Raw genomic sequence first — 17,373 nt, forward strand, 5'->3', positions numbered from 1 at the left:
AAATGTTTGAAAAATTAGCACAAATAGCATTGAAATTTAGGGTAATTGTAATTTTAGTTTTTGTTGGAATAACAATATTTTTTGCTATTCAAATTCCAAAAGCAAAAATTGATACTGATTTAAAAAGTGAATTGCCAAGCAATATGCCATCAAGGATAAGAATGGACCAAATTGAAAAAATGTTTAAAGGAACAGAATTTGTAATGATAACATTTACAGCAAAAGATTCTATATTTAATAAAAATACATTAAAAAGGGTAATAAAAATATCTAAAAATCTTGAAAAAGTTGTTCAAGTAGAAAAAGTTACAAGTTTATATACATATAAAGATTTAAAGGCGGAGGATGGAAGTTTAATTGTTGAACCATTATTAAAAAAAGTTCCGAGAGGTAATAATGGAATGTTAAAATTAAAGGATAGAATAAAAAACAATGATATGATTTATAAAAATATAGTTTCAAGCGATTTTAAATCAACAGCAATAATAGCAATATTAAAACCAAATTCAGATGATGAAAAGATATTAAGTAGTATAGATAAAATATTAAAAAAATATCCAGGTAATGAAAAAATAGAGATTGGAGGAGTTCCAGTTTCACGAGCAGTAACATCAGAGTATATGAAAACCGATATGAGAAAGTTTCTTCCAGCAGGACTTTTGATAATGCTTATATTTTTATTTTTCTGTTTTAGATCTATTAGTGGAGTTTTGCTTCCATTTATTATTGTTGTTATGTCAATAATTGTTTCAGTTGGAATAATACCTATTTTAGGTTGGAAAATACAATTTGTAACAATAATTTTACCAGTTATATTAATTGCAGTTGCAAATGATTATGGAATTCATGTAATTGCAAAATATCAGGAAAATTTAATAGAGTATCCTAAAAAAGATCAAAATAGTTTGATTAAAAATATAGTTGAAAGTTTAGGAGGTCCAGTTATAGCCACAGGAATTACAACTATTGCAGGGTTGATGTCTCTTATGACTCATATAATTATTCCAGCAAAACAATTAGGAATACTTGCTTCTGTTGGTGTTGGATTTTCACTTTTAGCAAGTATAACCTTTTTGCCAGCAGTATTATCATTTTTACCAAAACCAGAATTAAAAACTAAAGATAGAAAAAAGCATTTTCTTGATAAAATTTTAGAAAATTTAAGTAAATTTATTAAGAATAATTTTGTTTCAATATTAATTGGAGCAATTGCTATAACACTTATAATAGGTGTGGGAATTGCAAAACTTGTAGTAGATACAAATCCAGTAAATTATTTTAGTAAAGATACACCAATAGTAAAAGCATATAAATTAATAAATAAAGAATTTGGCGGTTCTACTAATTTATCGATAGTGGCTGAAGGAGATATCAAAGATCCTGTTATAATGAAAAAAATAGATGATTTAGAAAATATGCTATCAAAAAGAAAATCAATAGGACAAGTAATGTCTATTTCAAAAGTTATAAAACAGATGAATAAAGTTTTGCATAATGGAGATGAGAATTTTTATAAAATTCCAAATAGCAGAGATACAATTGCACAATATTTTTTATTATATAGTATGAGTGGCGATAGTGAAGATTTAGAAAAACTTGTGGATTTTGATTATAAACATGCGCTTATAAATGCGAGAATATCAACTACAAGTGTAAATACATTTAAAAAAGAGCTAAAATATATAAAAGCCTATATTGCAAAAGATCCAAATACTCCATTTAAAATAATGGGAGGATATGCTGATATTATTTCTGAGCTTATGGATGCAATAGTAAGTGGGCAAGTAATTAGTATCTTATTATCACTTCTTCTTGTAGCGGTAATAGTTGGAGTTCTTTTTAAATCTTTTTATGCAGCACTATTTTCAGTATTACCATTGTCTTTTGCAATAACAATCCTGTTTGGGTTAATGGGATACTTTAATATAGAATTAAATATTATAACAGCGATGCTTACATCAATAATGATAGGAGTTGGAATAGATTATACAATCCATTTTTTATGGCGTTATAGAAATGAAAGATTTAATGGGAAAAATTCAGAAGATGCATTATATAAAACGATTACAACTACAGGAAGAGGAATTGTATTTAATGCTTTATCTGTAATTGTAGGATTTGTAGTTTTAATGTTGTCAAAATTTTTACCAGTACAATTTTTTGGATTTCTTGTAGTTGTATCAATAAGTACTTGTCTTTTAGTTGCAATGGTACTTTTGCCTGCAATATGTATTTTATTCAAACCTAAATTTTTGGAACCTAGTATTGATGAAGAAAAATTAGATATTACAATCCCTTCAAAAGAGGCTTTTGAAAATATATAATAATAAGAAGAACTAGATATTTAATTTTATATCTAGTTCTAAAAAGTATCTTTAAAACTAAATATAGGTAGTTGCAAAATATCCTTGAAAAATATAGTCAAAAGAGGATTGTTAAAGAAACTTCCTTAACGTGGGGTTTGTGGGGCAACGCCCCAAAAACACTATCCTCCCTACACGCCGAAGGTGTGGAGGGTTTATAAAATTGTCTATACAGCTTAAAAGCAATAAAATCAAGGGGTGCAGAGTTCTGCAACTGACTATTAAAACTAAATATAAAAGGAGCGATAAAAATGATGAAAATAAAGAAAAGCATACTAATTTTATTTTTTATAGTTATAAATTTAACAATGTTAGCAGAAACACCAATTGAAATTATTAACAAATCAAGGGATGTTATAAAGTTAAATGGAGTTGAGATGATAATCTCTTTAATCACAAAAGATAGAAATAATAATGTAAGAAAACAAAAAATAGCATCTATTTCTAAATTATATTCTGATAATACAGAAAAAAAAATAATGAGATTTTTATATCCTACAGATGTAAAGGGAACAGGCTTTTTATCTTATGATTATGAGAAAAAAGATGATTTAATGTGGCTATATCTTCCTTCGCTTAGAAAGTCAAGAAAAATAGCTGCATCTGAACGTTCAAAAAGTTTTATGGGGTCAGAGTTTTCATATTCAGATATAACTTCTTTTAAAATAGAGGATTTTAAATATTCAATTTTAGGGGAAGAAAATATAAATGGAGAAAAATGTTGGAAATTAGAGCAAAAATCAAAAAATGATGACATAGCTGATGACTATGGTTTTTTTAAGAAAATAGTATATATCTCTAAGAGAAATTATATGGTAATGAAAACTGAATCTTATGACGAAGATGATGAGCTATGTAAAGTAATGGAAGCATTAGGTATAAAAAAAATAGATGTTAAAAGGAATCGTTATAGAGCTACACATTTAATAATTAAAAATTTAGATAATGGTCGTAGTTCAGAAATGATAATTGAAAAGATAAAGTTAAGAGAAAATATAAAGGATAGTTATTTTACAACAAGATTTTTAGAAAGAAATTAAATCAGCTTAACTACTTTTTTTAAATTCTTGACATAGAGACAGATTAAGCGTAGCCTATTTTTTTATTGAATTTTGTAAATAGATATGATATAATATTATGTCAAGATAAGTTGTTGTTTTTAATAAATTTAGTTGCGAGTTAATTGACTTGCAACTGTTTTATTTTTTTGATTTGTTAGGAAAGTATAAATTTATAAAAAATTTTAATATATGGAGGAAAAGAATGTTAAATGTTATTAATGTTAGTTTGAGATTTGGAGCTAGAAAATTATTCGAAGATGTAAATATTAAATTTATGCCAGGAAATTGTTATGGTGTAATAGGAGCAAATGGTGCAGGAAAATCAACTTTTCTAAAGATTTTATCTGGAGAAATTGAATCTGATACTGGACAAATAATTACTGATCCAGGAGAAAGAATTGCCGTTTTAAAACAAGATCATTTTGAATTTGACGAAGAAAAAGTTTTACAAACAGTAATTATTGGTCATACTGAATTATGTGAAATATCAGCAAAAAAAGATGCAATATATTCTAAACCAGATTTTTCAGAAGAAGATGGAATGATTGCAGCAGAATTAGAAGAAAGATTTGATGAGTTAAATGGATGGGATGCAGAATCAAATGCAGCAACAATATTAACCGGACTTGGAATCCCAAGAGAGTTACACGACAAAAAAATGAAAGAGTTGACTGGTTCTGAAAAAGTAAAAGTTTTATTAGCACAAGCTATTTTTGGAAATCCAGATATATTGCTATTAGATGAACCAACAAATCATTTGGACATAAAATCTATAAGCTGGTTAGAAAATTTCTTATTAGATTTTAAAAATACATTAATTGTAGTTTCGCATGATAGACATTTTTTAAATAAAATTTGTACACATATGGCAGATATTGATTATGGTAAAATAAAATTATATGTTGGAAATTATGATTTTTGGTATAAATCTAGTCAATTAGCATTGCAATTAGCTAAAAATCAAAATAAGAAAAAGGAAGAAAAAGCAAAAGAATTAAGAGAGTTTATCGCAAGATTTAGTTCTAATGCATCAAAAGCAAAACAAGCTACATCTAGAAAAAAACAATTGGAAAAATTAACTTTAGAGGATATACAACCATCAAGTAGAAAATTTCCTTACGTAGGATTTACTCAAGATAGGGAAGCTGGAAATAATTTGCTTAAAGTTGAAAATTTATCTAAAACTATTGATGGAGTTAAAGTGTTAAATAATGTAAGTTTTACTATTGAGACAAATGATAAAGTTATTTTCTTAAGTGAAAATGAAATAGCTAAAACAACTTTATTTAAAATATTAGCAGGAGAATTAGAACCAGACGAAGGAAGTTATACTTGGGGAGTTACAACTTCTAGATCATATTTCCCTAAAGATAATTCTAAATATTTTGAAGATAAAGATTTAAATTTATTGGATTGGCTTAGACAATTTTCTGGTAATGAGCAAACAGAAACATTTTTACGTAGCTTCTTAGGAAGAATGTTATTTACTGGAGATGAAGTTAAAAAGAAAGTAAATGTTTTATCTGGAGGAGAAAAAGTTAGATGTATGTTAGCTAAAATGATGATAAAAAATGCAAATGTCTTATTATTAGATGAGCCAAATAATCATTTAGATCTAGAATCAATTACAGCTTTAAATAATGGATTGATCGCTTTTCCTGGAACGATTTTATTAATTGGACATGATCATCAATTTATAGAAACTATTTGTAATAGAGTTATTGAAATTAAAAAAGAAGGGGTTACTAATCAAGAAATAGAATTTGATGAGTATCTTAATAAAAAATAATAATAGTAGATTATATTTTTAAAACATAACATACATTATCGGACGTAATATGTTTGGAAAGTTATAAATAAAAAAATCTCTGGAGATTAATTTTTCCAGAGATTTTTTTATTTATTAGTAAAGTATAAATTTATTCAGAAAATAAGCTACGCTGTTTTTTTAATATGCGATTTTTCAAGGCAAAATTTTTCAGAAACCAAAAATTCAGAAAAATATTTATGCTCTACGAGATGAAGTGTAGCTCATTTTTTTGTTTTATTTTTTCTTCTTTCCTCAAATGCTTTTTTTTCAGCCATCAATTCTTTTATTAAATCAGAAAATTTCCATTTTTTAGAAGTTTCTGTTACTGCTGCAAATAACGGTCTATTTAAATTTAAAGTTTTAAATTCTTGTACAAAATTATGCAACTCACTATCAGATACAGCATTAAAAATAATTGCCTTTTCTTCAATGCCTTTGTCAACATCATTATTATTTTTGATTTCATTGACTAAATCTTCTAATGTTAAAGTTACTTCTTGTGATTCAATTTTTAAAATTTTGTCTATTCCTATTTTTTTAGTATATGAAGATATTTTTTCAAATTCATTGTCATTATATCCATAAACTAATATACAATTTTTACCTTCTGGTCTTTCTGTAATTTCATCATTTATTCTTTCGAATGACATTTTATATTCCTCCATCCATTTTTTTCTAAAGCCATATAACTCCTATAATTATTATATCATAAGATTATATTTATAACAACTTCATTTTAAATAAATATAAATAACAAGGAAATGAAAAAGACTTCCTAACATAACAAAAATATGCCATACTGCATGATGAAATTTAAAAAGTGAAAAAATAAAAAATATTGTTCCAACAGTATATGATATTCCTCCTGCTACAAGCAAATAAATTCCAATTGGATCAAGAGAAGCTGCTAACGGTTTTATAGATAAAACTATAGCCCATCCCATTAAAATATAAATAAGAGTAGCAAATGCCACAAATTTATCTATCCAAATACTTTTAAATATAATCCCTAAAATTGCAAGTCCCCATTGAACAATAAGTATTGTCCAACCTATTTTACCTCTTAATATTGTAAGGCAAAATGGAGTATAGGTTCCTGCAATTAATATATATATAGACAAATGATCAAATCTTTGGAAAACTCTTTTAGTAGTTCCTCTTGGGAAAGCATGATATAAGGTTGACATTGTATACAATATAATAAGACTCGTGCCAAATATAGTATAACTAACTATATGCCAACTATCGCCTATATGTATGGATTTAATTATAAGTAAAACTAAAGCTAATATTGAGATTATTGCTCCAATTCCGTGAAGAACAGAACTGGCTATCTCTTCTCCTAATGTAAATTTTTCTGCTATTTTCATCTGTTTCTCCCGCCTTTCTAAAATTTTTAATAATTAAAATTATTTAAAATCAACACTATTATTTAATATGACCAGTAAATTTATTCAGAAAATAAAATATTACGCTCTTTAATATATAATTATGATATTTTATACTGTAATTTTGAATTTTATTATATTTTTTATTCTAACCATTTTTTTTCTATTTTTTCTAAAACCCCCTCTTTTTTCATCTCATCCAAAGTTTTTTGCCAAGAACTAATTGTTTCATCGGGAGTATCTTTTGAAAATGCAATATAAGCTGAAACAGTTGTAAATGTATATAATTTTTTTACATCATTTAAAGAGTATCCAGCTTTTTCTACAATTGATTTTATAGTCGTATTAGTAAAAATCATTACATCGTATCTACCACCCATCAGTTTTTTTGTATTAAGAATATTATTAACTGCTGAATCTAAATTGTTAAAGCCTCTTTTTTTTAATAATTGTTCTTCAAAAGAGTCTCTAAAAACACCAATCCTTTTTAGTTTCTTTGCATCATTTATTGAATTAATTATAATTTTAGAATTTTTTTTCCCATAAAAGCTTACTTCCATTTTATAGATTGGACCAACCCATTTGAAAAGATTTTCTCTTTCTTTTATTCTTGCCACAGAAAAAAGTACATAATTTGGGTGATGTAAAGTCATTCTATATCCACGAACCCAAGGCCAAACTTTTATATTATCTGGAATATTTTTTCGTTTAAGCATTTCTCTAACGATTTCCACAGCCAACCCTGCAGGTTTTCCATTTTTTAAAAAACTTATAGGAGGATAATTCTCCTCAGCAATAAAATTTAAATTACTTTCTGAACTTGAAATAATAGTTAGGGTAAAAAAAAGAATTAAGAATATATAGCTTTTTTTCATAGAAAATTTCATTTAAATCATCTCCTTTTTTTATTTTAATATATCTACTTATTGGCAATACAACATCTATAACAATTAAAATGTTATTTTCATATTAAAATCAATTCCATAACTTCCAACTTCTGATTTTGCCATTCCATATTCTGTATCATCTTCTCCAATTAATAAATACGGAGATATTGAAATTCCAATATTATCATCATATAGATAATTTAAAACTCCGCCTAAAATATTACTATAGTCATCTAAATTTAAAAAATCAAATCCGCTTAAAGATGTCTGCTCGTTCAAATCATATTTTAAAGATGGTACAAAATAATGATGTGCTAAATTTTTCCCGTAAGCTGCCAAAATATAGGTATACATCTCTTTTTTATTTTCGCCAAATCCATTATAATAATATTCTATATTTACATATAATTTATCAAAATAATTGTCCATTCCAACTACCATTTTCATTTTAGATTGATCTGTATAGTAAGCACTTTCACTCCAAATTCCATAATCTAATTTTGGAATGCTTCCTGCTATAGTTCCACCTAAAATTAAGTCTTTCTTTTCTGAAATATCTTTACTTTTTTTTATGATAACTCCTTCAACAGAAAAATCTTTAATAAAAGTTTTATACTTAATTCCAACCTCATCATTTTCCATACTATTATCTTTTTTTATAGCATAAATAGCTTGTAAATTGCTATTTTCATTATTATAATATGTCATAATGATACTATCTCTTCCATCTTTTAAATAATTTGTATCAAATGCTGCTCCAATTGGTTTTGAATTAAATATGTCAATTGGATTAAAATTATATCCTACTCCCCATCCTATTCTATTCCTTCCAATTTCCAATACAAATTTATCAAAATCAAATTTTATTTTTGCCATATCAATTTTATTTATATTATCTCCAAAACTATATTCTCCATCTAAAGTGTAGTTTTTTTCTCCTTCAAAATTAAATAAAACTTTCCCTTTAACTTCACTTTGATTACCTGCTTTTTCTGTATAAGAATTATGTAAATTTAATTCAGTTGTAAAATCAGCTGCATTAATTATTATTAAACTCATAAAAAAAATCAAGGTTATTATATTTTTTTTCATTAGATTTCATCTCCTAATAATTATAATTATAATATAAATTTAAAATTTATATTATTTTAAAAATAATTCTAAATTTACTGCTTTATATTGTGTTGTTTCTTTTTTATTTAACAGTATTGCATTTTGAGGGCAGAATGCAATACATCTCATACAACTTTCACAACCATCTACTTTTATTGGATATTCTCCTTTGTTAAATCTTATACTATTTGTTGGACAAAGTTTTGCACATAGCCCACATTTTATACATTTGTCATTATTTATAGATACTGTTTTTTGTATAGAATTCCATATAAATTGTCTGTTGTTAATATATTTAACAACATCAGATACCCCTGGAACTCTACCCCAATTGCTTTTTTCCTCAACTAAATCTTTCGCAAAATCTTTTGCTTTCTTTAAACTTTTTTCCACTTTTTTTCTATTTACTTCCTCTTCTTTTGGTTTTGAATAATTCGAAGGCATAATAAACTCTTTCGCACCAATACATTCATATCCTTTTTTTGATAAAATATTTTTTAATGGGCCAACAACTCCTCCTGAAAATCCAGCTAGAGTATCTATCATAAATATTTTTGTATTTTTTGATTCTAAATTAGGTAATCTATCTATAAAATTCCATACTAATGGATAAGTTGCTTGTACTGCCACAGGAAAAGCTAAGCCTATAATTTTATCTGTATCTATATTTTTCGGATTGCTTTTCTCAATTTTAAATAAATTTACTTTTATATTAAATTTTTCCAACTCTTCTTTTAATTCATTTGTTATCAAATACGTATTTCCTGTCCCTGAAAACCAATATATATCTATATCTTTTTTTAGCACAATAGCCACTTCCTTTATATATATTTTTTATTTCTAAATAAAGTATAAATTTATTCAGAAAATAAGCTATATCATTTTTTTAATATGCGATTTTTCAAGACAAAATTTTTAAACTTTACCAGATAAAACGTAACTTATTTTTTTATTTACTAGGAAAGTATAAATTTGTCTAGAAAATAAGCTACGCCATTTTTTTGAAATATGCGATTTTTCAAAGCGAAATTTTTCAGAAGCCAAAAATTTTGAAAAACATTTATGTTCTACCAGATGAAGCGTAGCTTATTTTTTTATTATCTTTTTAAATTCCTTTCAGAAAATATAGAATCTTTAATTTTTATACCTAATTTTATACTAGATTCATCTGTAATCATTTCAGTAGATTTTCCTGTTAAAATATCTCTCATTTCTATATGTAAAGGAATCATTATTTTATCAATCTTTTTAATATCACTGCTTATTAGCTCCTTATATTTAATTTCATTATCATTATAATACTCTATTTTTTCATCAATATACTTATCTTTTAAAATATATGCAATTAAGTATTTAAACTTTTTATCTTTAATAGGGACCATTTTTATTACATAATATTTATTAGTAGTTTTTTGTAATTCACTTTTAAAATCATTTACAAAATCAATTGTCATATCTTCATAACTAAAACTACTTCCCATCATACTTCCTTTTTTAGCACTTTTTGATAATAATCTTACCCTATTAGTTCTTTTATTATAATACCAAATATTATCTCCAGAACTTAGAATAGCTGTTCCTTTTAATCTACTTGGATATGTAAATCTCATTAATTGTCTATCTTTATCTCCTTTTTTTAAGTAACTTTTAAACTTCATTTCAGAAAGTTTTTTATTTCCCTTTTTTATTATCATGGTAGCGTCCATTTGTGATGTAGAATATTCTGTATTGTTTTTTACTTTTTGTAAAATATCTTTTGCATTTTGAGCTATTCCCAAATTAAAAATAAAAATAGTTAATAAAACTATAACTGTTTTTTTCATTTTTGCTCTCCTCCCTTAATTGTTTTTTGATCGAATATAGCCAATACACTCACCAAGAAAAATATTGTAAAGAAGTATGCAAGGACAACTCCTAAAGTAAGTAAAAGTCCAAATGTTATAAATCCTCTATATTTTGCAAGCATTAAAGTTCCAAATGCCGCAGCAGTTGTAATAGTTGTCAATAAAATTGCTTTTCCTGTGCTCTTTAATGCAATATAAAGATTATTTTCTATTCTATATCTATTAATTATATGAATTCCATCATCCACTCCAATTCCTATAATTAATGGGAGTGCAATTATATTTACTACGTTAAATTTAACACCAACCATTCCCATTATCCCCATCATACTAAATATTGTTAAAATCATAGGCAAAATAGCCATTGTAGCATATTTTATACTTCTAAAATCAATTAAGATTATAAAATATATTACAAATACTGAAAGTAATAAAATTCTTTTTCCTTCGCTCCCTGATATATCTATAACTTTTAAATATACTAATGCTGTACCAGAAACATTTTTCCCTAATGTTTTAAGCTCCGCAATGTGTCCTTTTTGAAAATCACTATTCCATATATCTCCTTTTGGATAAAGAGTTGTCATTATTTCTCCATTTTTACCAATGTAATTTTCTCTTATATCTTCTGGTAAATTTTTAATAGTAATAATATTTTTGTCATTCATATTTTCTATAATGTTTTTCCATTCAGCAATAAATTTATTTTGAAATTTTTGAAGATTCCCTTTATATTTTGCTAAATTATCTGCGAAATCTATTAATATATTACTTTTTGTAATTTCATCACATTTATTAACAAGTTTAGTTTCTCCACCCATATATGCGAGATCTGAAATTTCTATTAAATTATCATTTAATCTATATAATTCATCTTTAAGTGTTACTATATTTAATTTGTCTATCTTTTTCCCCATTAATATTTTTTTTATTTCTGCTATTTTTTTCATTCTTTTTAATTGAAGTTTTTTATCAGGTATGTAGAATGCAATACTATCAATTTGACCAACAGTAGACATATTATCAGCTTTCTCTTTTATTATCCTTGCCTCTTTTAGATTTTTACTTATAGCAATTGAATTATCTGAGGTAAATCCAAACTTATCTATTATTTTTTTATTTAATGCTATACTTTCTAATCCTTTAGCTTCAATATTCATCATATTTTTTTCAAACGAAACTTTAGGTATATTCATCCCTAAAATAACAAGTATAACTAAAACTACAGCTAAAACTCGTTTTGGTCTGTGAATTACTATTTTTTCTAATCTATCAAATACTCTCAAATCAGTTTTTATAAGTTTTACTTTTTTATCACCCATTTTTAAAAGTAATGTTGGTAATAAAAAAACAGCAGTAATTAAAGTAAAAACAATCCCGCTTCCTAATACTACACCAAATTCCCTAAATCCAGGAAAACTGCTTATTGAAAAAACATAAAATCCAAATGCCGTTGTAATAGAACCTGCTATAATTCCCTTCATTCCTTTTTTAAAAATTGCCTTTACAGCTTCTTTTGTAGATTTTCCATCATCTTTTTCTTCTAAAAATATGGAAATTATATGTATTGAATAATCTATACCTAGTCCAATAAGTATTGCTCCCATCATTGCAGTCATAATATTTAAATGACCAAAGACAATATATGTAAATCCCATGGCTAAAATTATTCCTATTGATAAAGGAACTATTACTAATAAAGAATATCGAATATATCTAAATGCGGCTAAAAATATAATTATCATCAAAATTATTGAAACAGTTGTAGAAATTGTCATATCTCTATTGCTTACAACCATCTCATCTCGACTAATTACTTGAGTTCCCGTTAGAGAAACTTTAACATTATATTTTTTTGCATTATCTTTTAAATATTTTTCTGCACTATTGACTAAATTAACCATTCCCATTATATCAGTACTATTAACAGCTGATTTTATAAGGAAAATCCCCATTTTTCTATCTGGAGAAATTGTATATTTTTTACCTATTAAAAATTGCTTAGCAAAATTTGTTTTAACATCTCCATTTTTCATTGCAGCAGCAAAATCTTGAATTGTATTTAAAAAAGATAACATTTGTGTTTTGTCTTTTGACATCTTTTGAGAATCTCCTGAATTAATATAACTTTCTTCAAAATTATTATTTATTCCAGCTATAAAATCTTGTAAATTTGAAGCTGTCAACATATCTTGCATATTTTCAAGGTCGTTTTGTTTTACTAATAATAAACTATTTGATTTGAGAAAATCGCTATTTAATTCATATTCAACTTTTTTTATATTTTTAATTTTTTTTAAATTTGGAGCAATATCTCTTATATAATTTTCTATATCTTTTTCATTTCCTTCTACTCCAACAGCAATATTGTCTGTACTGGTGAAATTTTTTAATGCTTTATTGTAGATTTGAACTAATTTTTCATTTTTAGGTAACAGATCCATCATCTGCATTCTAACTTCTAGCTTACTGGTTAAATATAAAGAAATAACAGTTGCTAAAATAAAGATAAAAATTACAAGTTTACTTCTTTTTTCAATAAATTTAAATATTTTATTAAACATTATAAATCCCCTCCATATTTTATTTTTTTAGAGATTGTAAAATAATAACATACTTAAAGTTTCTTAGAAAAAAGAATGACCTGTATCTATTTTCTAAGAAACAAAGAACGTTTAAAAAATAATGTTCTCATATTTTGTTATAAAAACGCTTAAAGCATTGCGTATTTTAAAGCAAAATTGGAATGTTATTTTTAAGCCACTCCTAAGTAATTAATTATTTAACCATCTCTGAGCCATTTTAATTATGCAATTTAAAATGACCTGTGTCAAGTTAAAACTTATTTTGAACTGCAATTTTAAAAAGTCCGACCGGTTGGTATGTTAAGTGTATCATAAAGAAAGCCCTTCGTCAAGAGCTTTCTTTATGATATGCTTAACATATTTTTAAGCCGTTCCTTAATGATTCTAAATTATTAAGTCTTCTAGAAAACTATTCCATAATTTTTCACAATCTAAGCTTATTCCAAAACCTTTATAAATCATTAATCCATCTAAAAAGACAAAAACTTTTTCTGATAAAGTTTTAATATTTTTTTCTCTTAACGAAACTCCAATATTTTTTAAATGTAAAAAAAGATTTTCTATCATAGGCATAAATTCATTATAAATTTCAGTTAATATCCCTTTTATATTTTCATCTCGTAAAGCCTGTATCATAAATTCATTTTGAAATTTAAAATAATTTTCATCTTGTGCATCAATAAGCGAAAACATTTTTCCAATATTTTTTAATTTGTCCATATAATTATCTATTGTTATTGTTGAGCTATTAAAAATATTTATAAAATCAAAAGATTGAAAAATATATTCTACAACTTTTATAAATAACTCTTCTTTGCTTTTAAAATAGTGGTATAATCCACCTTTTGAAATTCCTGCTTCTTTTACTATATTATTAATACTTGTTTTATCATATCCATTTTCAGCAATTAATTTATAGGCTGTATTTATTATTTTTAAGTATGTTTTTGAATAATTCATAAATTTTCACCTTTCTGGATTTTTTTGCTTTCTCTATTTAATAATTTAACTAGCTCCACATTATAGCATATTTCATAAATTTAAATCTATTTGCTAACCCATAAAGCTGTGCCATAAGCTAATACTTCTACACTTCCAACAGAATTCTTATTATTTGCACTTTTACTTATAGTGCTTGTTTGAATTCTCATATTAATTATTATATTAGCCCCTTTTGCCTGCTCTTTCATTCTTATAATGGCTTCTCTTCTCCCTCTGTCTATTAATGATTCATAACTTGTAACCTCTCCACCAAATAGATTTATTAATATTGCAACAATTCTTTTGAAATAATCTATTGAAATTACTACACTTCCAGTTACTAATTCACTCTTTAAAATTTTATCTTCTTTTAATACTTTTTTTACTGTTACTACAGGTAAATTTAAAAGATTTTTTTCTTTCTCTTTTATTCTATTATAATGATTTTTTTCTGCACTTTTTCCAGCAAAATATCCCAAAATAAGTAATCCTAAGAATATTAATAAATTAGTCATGATATTTCACCTACTCTTCTACTTTTACTGCTGTTCCATAGACATATAATTCAGATGCACCTTGAGCTACAGAGGAAGTGGCATATCTTACATTAACTATTGCATTAGCTCCATAATTTTTAGCTTCTTGTATCATTCTGTTTGTAGCTTCATTTCTTGATTCTTGCAAAAGTTCTGTATACCCTTTTAATTCTCCACCAACAATATTTTTAAAAGTTGCCATTATATCTCTTCCTACATTCTTTGCTCTTACTGTGCTCCCTGATACCATTCCATAAAATTCTACAATTTCTTTTCCAGGTATTGTTTCTATATTTGATAAATACATTATTGCCCCCTTTTAATTTATTTTTTCAAAATAAATTTTTCTATTAATTAGTAAGATATAAATTTATTCAGAAAATAAGCTACGCCGTTTTTTTTAATATGCGATTTTTCAAGACAAAATTTTTCAGAAACCAAAAATTTAGAAAAACATTTATACTTTACCAGATTAAAGCGTAGCTTATTTTTCTATTAATTTAGATATTTTTTCTAATACTTCTGGAAGATTTTCTTTACAAATTGCCCAAACGACATCATAATTTACTCCAAAATAGTGATGAATAAGTCTATCTCTTGTTTTTGCCATCATTGACCATTCTATAGAGTTATCCATTTCCATTATTTTTTTATCAATCATTTTAGCAGCTTCTCCAATTATTTCAATATTTCTTGTAACTGCATCTTGTGTTTTAATATCTTTATAAAATTCATCAATATCAATATTTTTAGTATATATGATAATTCGTTGAATGGCTTCTTTTATATCCATCAACAAATCTATCTGATTACGTTTAGACATAAATAATACTCCTTTTTATTGTTTGCTCAACATCTTTTACTCTGATTCCATTCAATCCTATTTCAGTTATTATATCCACTTTTTTTTCAAGTTCCTTTTCCAAAAAATCAATTAATTCAAAATATTTAAACCCAATCGGTTTCTTTAATTTTATCAATATATCTATATCGCTATTTTCATTATAATTTCCAGTTGCATATGAACCAAATATCCCAATTTTTGATATACCATATTTATTCCCTAAAACATTATAATCTTCTCTTAATTTTGATAATATATCTTCTTTAGTCATTTAGCTCCTCCCTTTTATTTTTTCAAAATAAATTTTTCTATTAATTTTGCAACTCCATCATTCATACTTGTATCTGTGATATAATCAGCTATTTCTTTTATCTCTTCATGTGCATTCCCCATAGCTACACCTAATCCAGCAGTTTTAATCATAGTGCTATCGTTAAAACTATCTCCCACCGCTATTATTTCATCAATATTTATATTTAATTTATTAGCTAATTTTTTCAAAGTTTCTCCCTTATCAATCCCTTTATCCATAAATTCTAAAAAATATGGTTTTGATATTGTCATATTTAATTTATCTGATAATTTAGGATGTAACTTTTCAGATACTTTTTTTAAATATGTAGGGTCTTCAAGCATTAAAACTTTTATAACATTCCCTTTTATACTTTTTTTAAAATCAGTTATTGTTTTTATTTTCATTCCAGTTATATTAGCTTCTATTTCAGTGTATTCATTGTTTTGCTCTGTTATTATATCATCTGACAAATATGTATGTATAAACATATTTTCTTTTTTGCTTATTTCATATAATTCATGAGCAACCTCTTTTTTTAAACTTTGTTCAAATATAATTTCATCTTTATGACAATCTATAATTCTAGCTCCATTAAAGGATAATATATAACTTTTATATTTATCAAGTTCTAACTCTTTTGCATAATCTTTCATAGCAAAATCAGGTCTTCCAGATGCTAATACAACTTTCACACCTTTTTCTTGTGTTTCTTTTATAGCTTTTTTTGTTCTTTCTGATATAGTATGATCTTTTCTTAATAAAGTATCATCCATATCCATAACTAACATTTTATATTTCATTTTATTTCATTCTCCTTTTATTTTTTTGAATACATTATTTGTGAAAACTATACTCTATCATATCATTTTAGTTGATTTTTTTCAATACTTCTAATATTTGAAAATTTATTTTTAATATATTCCTAAATTAATACCATTTATTCTCAACCATTTTCTTTTTATCTTATAATCAGGAATAGATTTGCTTACTAAATCCCAAAATTTTTTTGAATGATTATGATGTATCAAATGGCTTAATTCATGTATAACTACATAATCAATTATTTCTAAAGGAGTCATTATTATTTTCCAATTAAAATTTATATCTCCATTTGTAGAACAACTTCCCCAATATGTTTTTGAGTTTTTTATTGTTATTGATCTATAATAAAGATTATTTTTACTACTATGAATTTTCATTCTTTCTTCTAATTTTTCCATTGCCTTTTGCATATACCATTTATATAATTCTTTTTTTATATATTCTTTATCAGATTCCAGTTTATTATTTATTTTAATCTTTAATTTATCTTCTAATAGTTCTATTTTTGTATTCTTTAAATCTTCACATTTTAAAATTTCTAATTTGTAATTTTTTCCTAAATATAAAAATAGTTCTCCATTTACATACTTTTTTTCTTTTTGTAAATGTATATTATCATTTATTATCTCAAGTTTTTTTAATATCCACTTTCCTTTGGATAATATTATCTTTTCAATATCTTCATATTTTGCATTCAAAGGAGCAGACACAATAATTTTCCCATCTCTTTTTATAGAAATTGATAAATTTTTCTTTTTTTTCTTTATTAATTTAAAGTTTATTATTTCATTTTCATATCTTACTTTGTGCATAGCAAATTCCTACTTTAATTTTATTTTGTTTA

17 protein-coding genes are annotated in these 17,373 nt (G+C 25.2%); 3 read left to right on the forward strand and 14 right to left on the reverse strand.

Annotation, left to right across the window (positions count from 1 at the left end):
- The first annotated feature begins 2 nt into the window (after nucleotides 1–2).
- From RDY08_RS11045 to RDY08_RS11055, 3 genes are all read left to right on the forward strand, one after another.
- A complete protein-coding gene (locus RDY08_RS11045; protein WP_307905473.1) occupies nucleotides 3–2,324 on the forward strand; it encodes an efflux RND transporter permease subunit in 2,322 nt (773 codons plus the stop codon).
- A gap of 290 nt (nucleotides 2,325–2,614) precedes the next feature.
- Nucleotides 2,615–3,403, forward strand: coding sequence for an outer membrane lipoprotein-sorting protein (locus RDY08_RS11050; protein WP_307905474.1), 789 nt, complete (start codon nucleotides 2,615–2,617; stop codon nucleotides 3,401–3,403).
- A gap of 223 nt (nucleotides 3,404–3,626) precedes the next feature.
- A complete protein-coding gene (locus tag RDY08_RS11055) occupies nucleotides 3,627–5,213 on the forward strand; it encodes an ABC-F family ATP-binding cassette domain-containing protein (RefSeq protein WP_307905475.1) in 1,587 nt (528 codons plus the stop codon).
- Nucleotides 5,214–5,455: 242 nt separating this feature from the next.
- On the opposite strand, the gene RDY08_RS11060 is transcribed toward RDY08_RS11055, so the two are convergent.
- From RDY08_RS11060 to RDY08_RS11125, 14 genes are all read right to left on the reverse strand, one after another.
- Entirely contained in the window at nucleotides 5,456–5,884 is a 429-nt protein-coding gene (locus tag RDY08_RS11060; RefSeq protein ID WP_307905476.1) for a DUF3783 domain-containing protein, read from the reverse strand.
- Nucleotides 5,885–5,965: 81 nt separating this feature from the next.
- The gene (gene trhA / locus RDY08_RS11065) at nucleotides 5,966–6,604 is read right to left on the reverse strand and encodes a PAQR family membrane homeostasis protein TrhA (RefSeq protein ID WP_307905477.1); all 639 of its coding nucleotides are present in this window, start codon (nucleotides 6,602–6,604) and stop codon (nucleotides 5,966–5,968) included.
- A gap of 161 nt (nucleotides 6,605–6,765) precedes the next feature.
- Entirely contained in the window at nucleotides 6,766–7,509 is a 744-nt protein-coding gene (locus tag RDY08_RS11070) for a substrate-binding periplasmic protein (protein ID WP_307905478.1), read from the reverse strand.
- A gap of 63 nt (nucleotides 7,510–7,572) precedes the next feature.
- On the reverse strand, nucleotides 7,573–8,601 hold the full coding sequence (locus tag RDY08_RS11075; RefSeq protein ID WP_307905479.1) for a hypothetical protein: 1,029 nt from the start codon (nucleotides 8,599–8,601) through the stop codon (nucleotides 7,573–7,575).
- 51 nt (nucleotides 8,602–8,652) lie between these two features.
- Nucleotides 8,653–9,429 carry an EFR1 family ferrodoxin gene (locus tag RDY08_RS11080; RefSeq protein WP_307905480.1) on the reverse strand — a complete coding sequence of 259 codons (777 nt, stop codon included), beginning with the start codon at nucleotides 9,427–9,429 and terminating at the stop codon, nucleotides 8,653–8,655.
- A gap of 290 nt (nucleotides 9,430–9,719) precedes the next feature.
- A complete protein-coding gene (locus RDY08_RS11085; protein WP_307905481.1) occupies nucleotides 9,720–10,445 on the reverse strand; it encodes an outer membrane lipoprotein-sorting protein in 726 nt (241 codons plus the stop codon).
- On the reverse strand, nucleotides 10,442–13,030 hold the full coding sequence (locus RDY08_RS11090) for an efflux RND transporter permease subunit (protein ID WP_307905482.1): 2,589 nt from the start codon (nucleotides 13,028–13,030) through the stop codon (nucleotides 10,442–10,444). The genes RDY08_RS11085 and RDY08_RS11090 overlap by 4 nt, the downstream gene beginning before the upstream one ends.
- Before the next feature lie 405 nt (nucleotides 13,031–13,435).
- On the reverse strand, nucleotides 13,436–14,011 hold the full coding sequence (locus RDY08_RS11095; protein WP_307905483.1) for a TetR/AcrR family transcriptional regulator: 576 nt from the start codon (nucleotides 14,009–14,011) through the stop codon (nucleotides 13,436–13,438).
- 86 nt (nucleotides 14,012–14,097) lie between these two features.
- Complete coding sequence (locus RDY08_RS11100; protein WP_307905484.1) at nucleotides 14,098–14,547, reverse strand: YbjQ family protein; 450 nt, start codon at nucleotides 14,545–14,547, stop codon at nucleotides 14,098–14,100.
- Nucleotides 14,548–14,557: 10 nt separating this feature from the next.
- The gene (locus RDY08_RS11105) at nucleotides 14,558–14,875 is read right to left on the reverse strand and encodes a YbjQ family protein (RefSeq protein WP_307905485.1); all 318 of its coding nucleotides are present in this window, start codon (nucleotides 14,873–14,875) and stop codon (nucleotides 14,558–14,560) included.
- Between the two features lie 177 nt (nucleotides 14,876–15,052).
- Nucleotides 15,053–15,391, reverse strand: a complete 339-nt coding sequence (locus tag RDY08_RS11110) for a HepT-like ribonuclease domain-containing protein (protein WP_307905486.1) — start codon at nucleotides 15,389–15,391, stop codon at nucleotides 15,053–15,055.
- Nucleotides 15,384–15,683, reverse strand: coding sequence for a nucleotidyltransferase family protein (locus RDY08_RS11115; protein WP_307905487.1), 300 nt, complete (start codon nucleotides 15,681–15,683; stop codon nucleotides 15,384–15,386). Before RDY08_RS11115 ends, RDY08_RS11110 begins: the two co-directional genes overlap by 8 nt.
- Nucleotides 15,684–15,697: 14 nt before the next feature.
- Entirely contained in the window at nucleotides 15,698–16,507 is an 810-nt protein-coding gene (locus RDY08_RS11120) for a Cof-type HAD-IIB family hydrolase (protein WP_307905488.1), read from the reverse strand.
- 111 nt (nucleotides 16,508–16,618) lie between these two features.
- Nucleotides 16,619–17,341 carry a M48 family metallopeptidase gene (locus RDY08_RS11125; protein ID WP_307905489.1) on the reverse strand — a complete coding sequence of 241 codons (723 nt, stop codon included), beginning with the start codon at nucleotides 17,339–17,341 and terminating at the stop codon, nucleotides 16,619–16,621.
- Nucleotides 17,342–17,373 lie beyond the last annotated feature (32 nt).

It is taken from the genome of Haliovirga abyssi, from assembly GCF_030295325.1.
In the GTDB taxonomy this organism is placed as follows: domain Bacteria; phylum Fusobacteriota; class Fusobacteriia; order Fusobacteriales; family Haliovirgaceae; genus Haliovirga; species Haliovirga abyssi.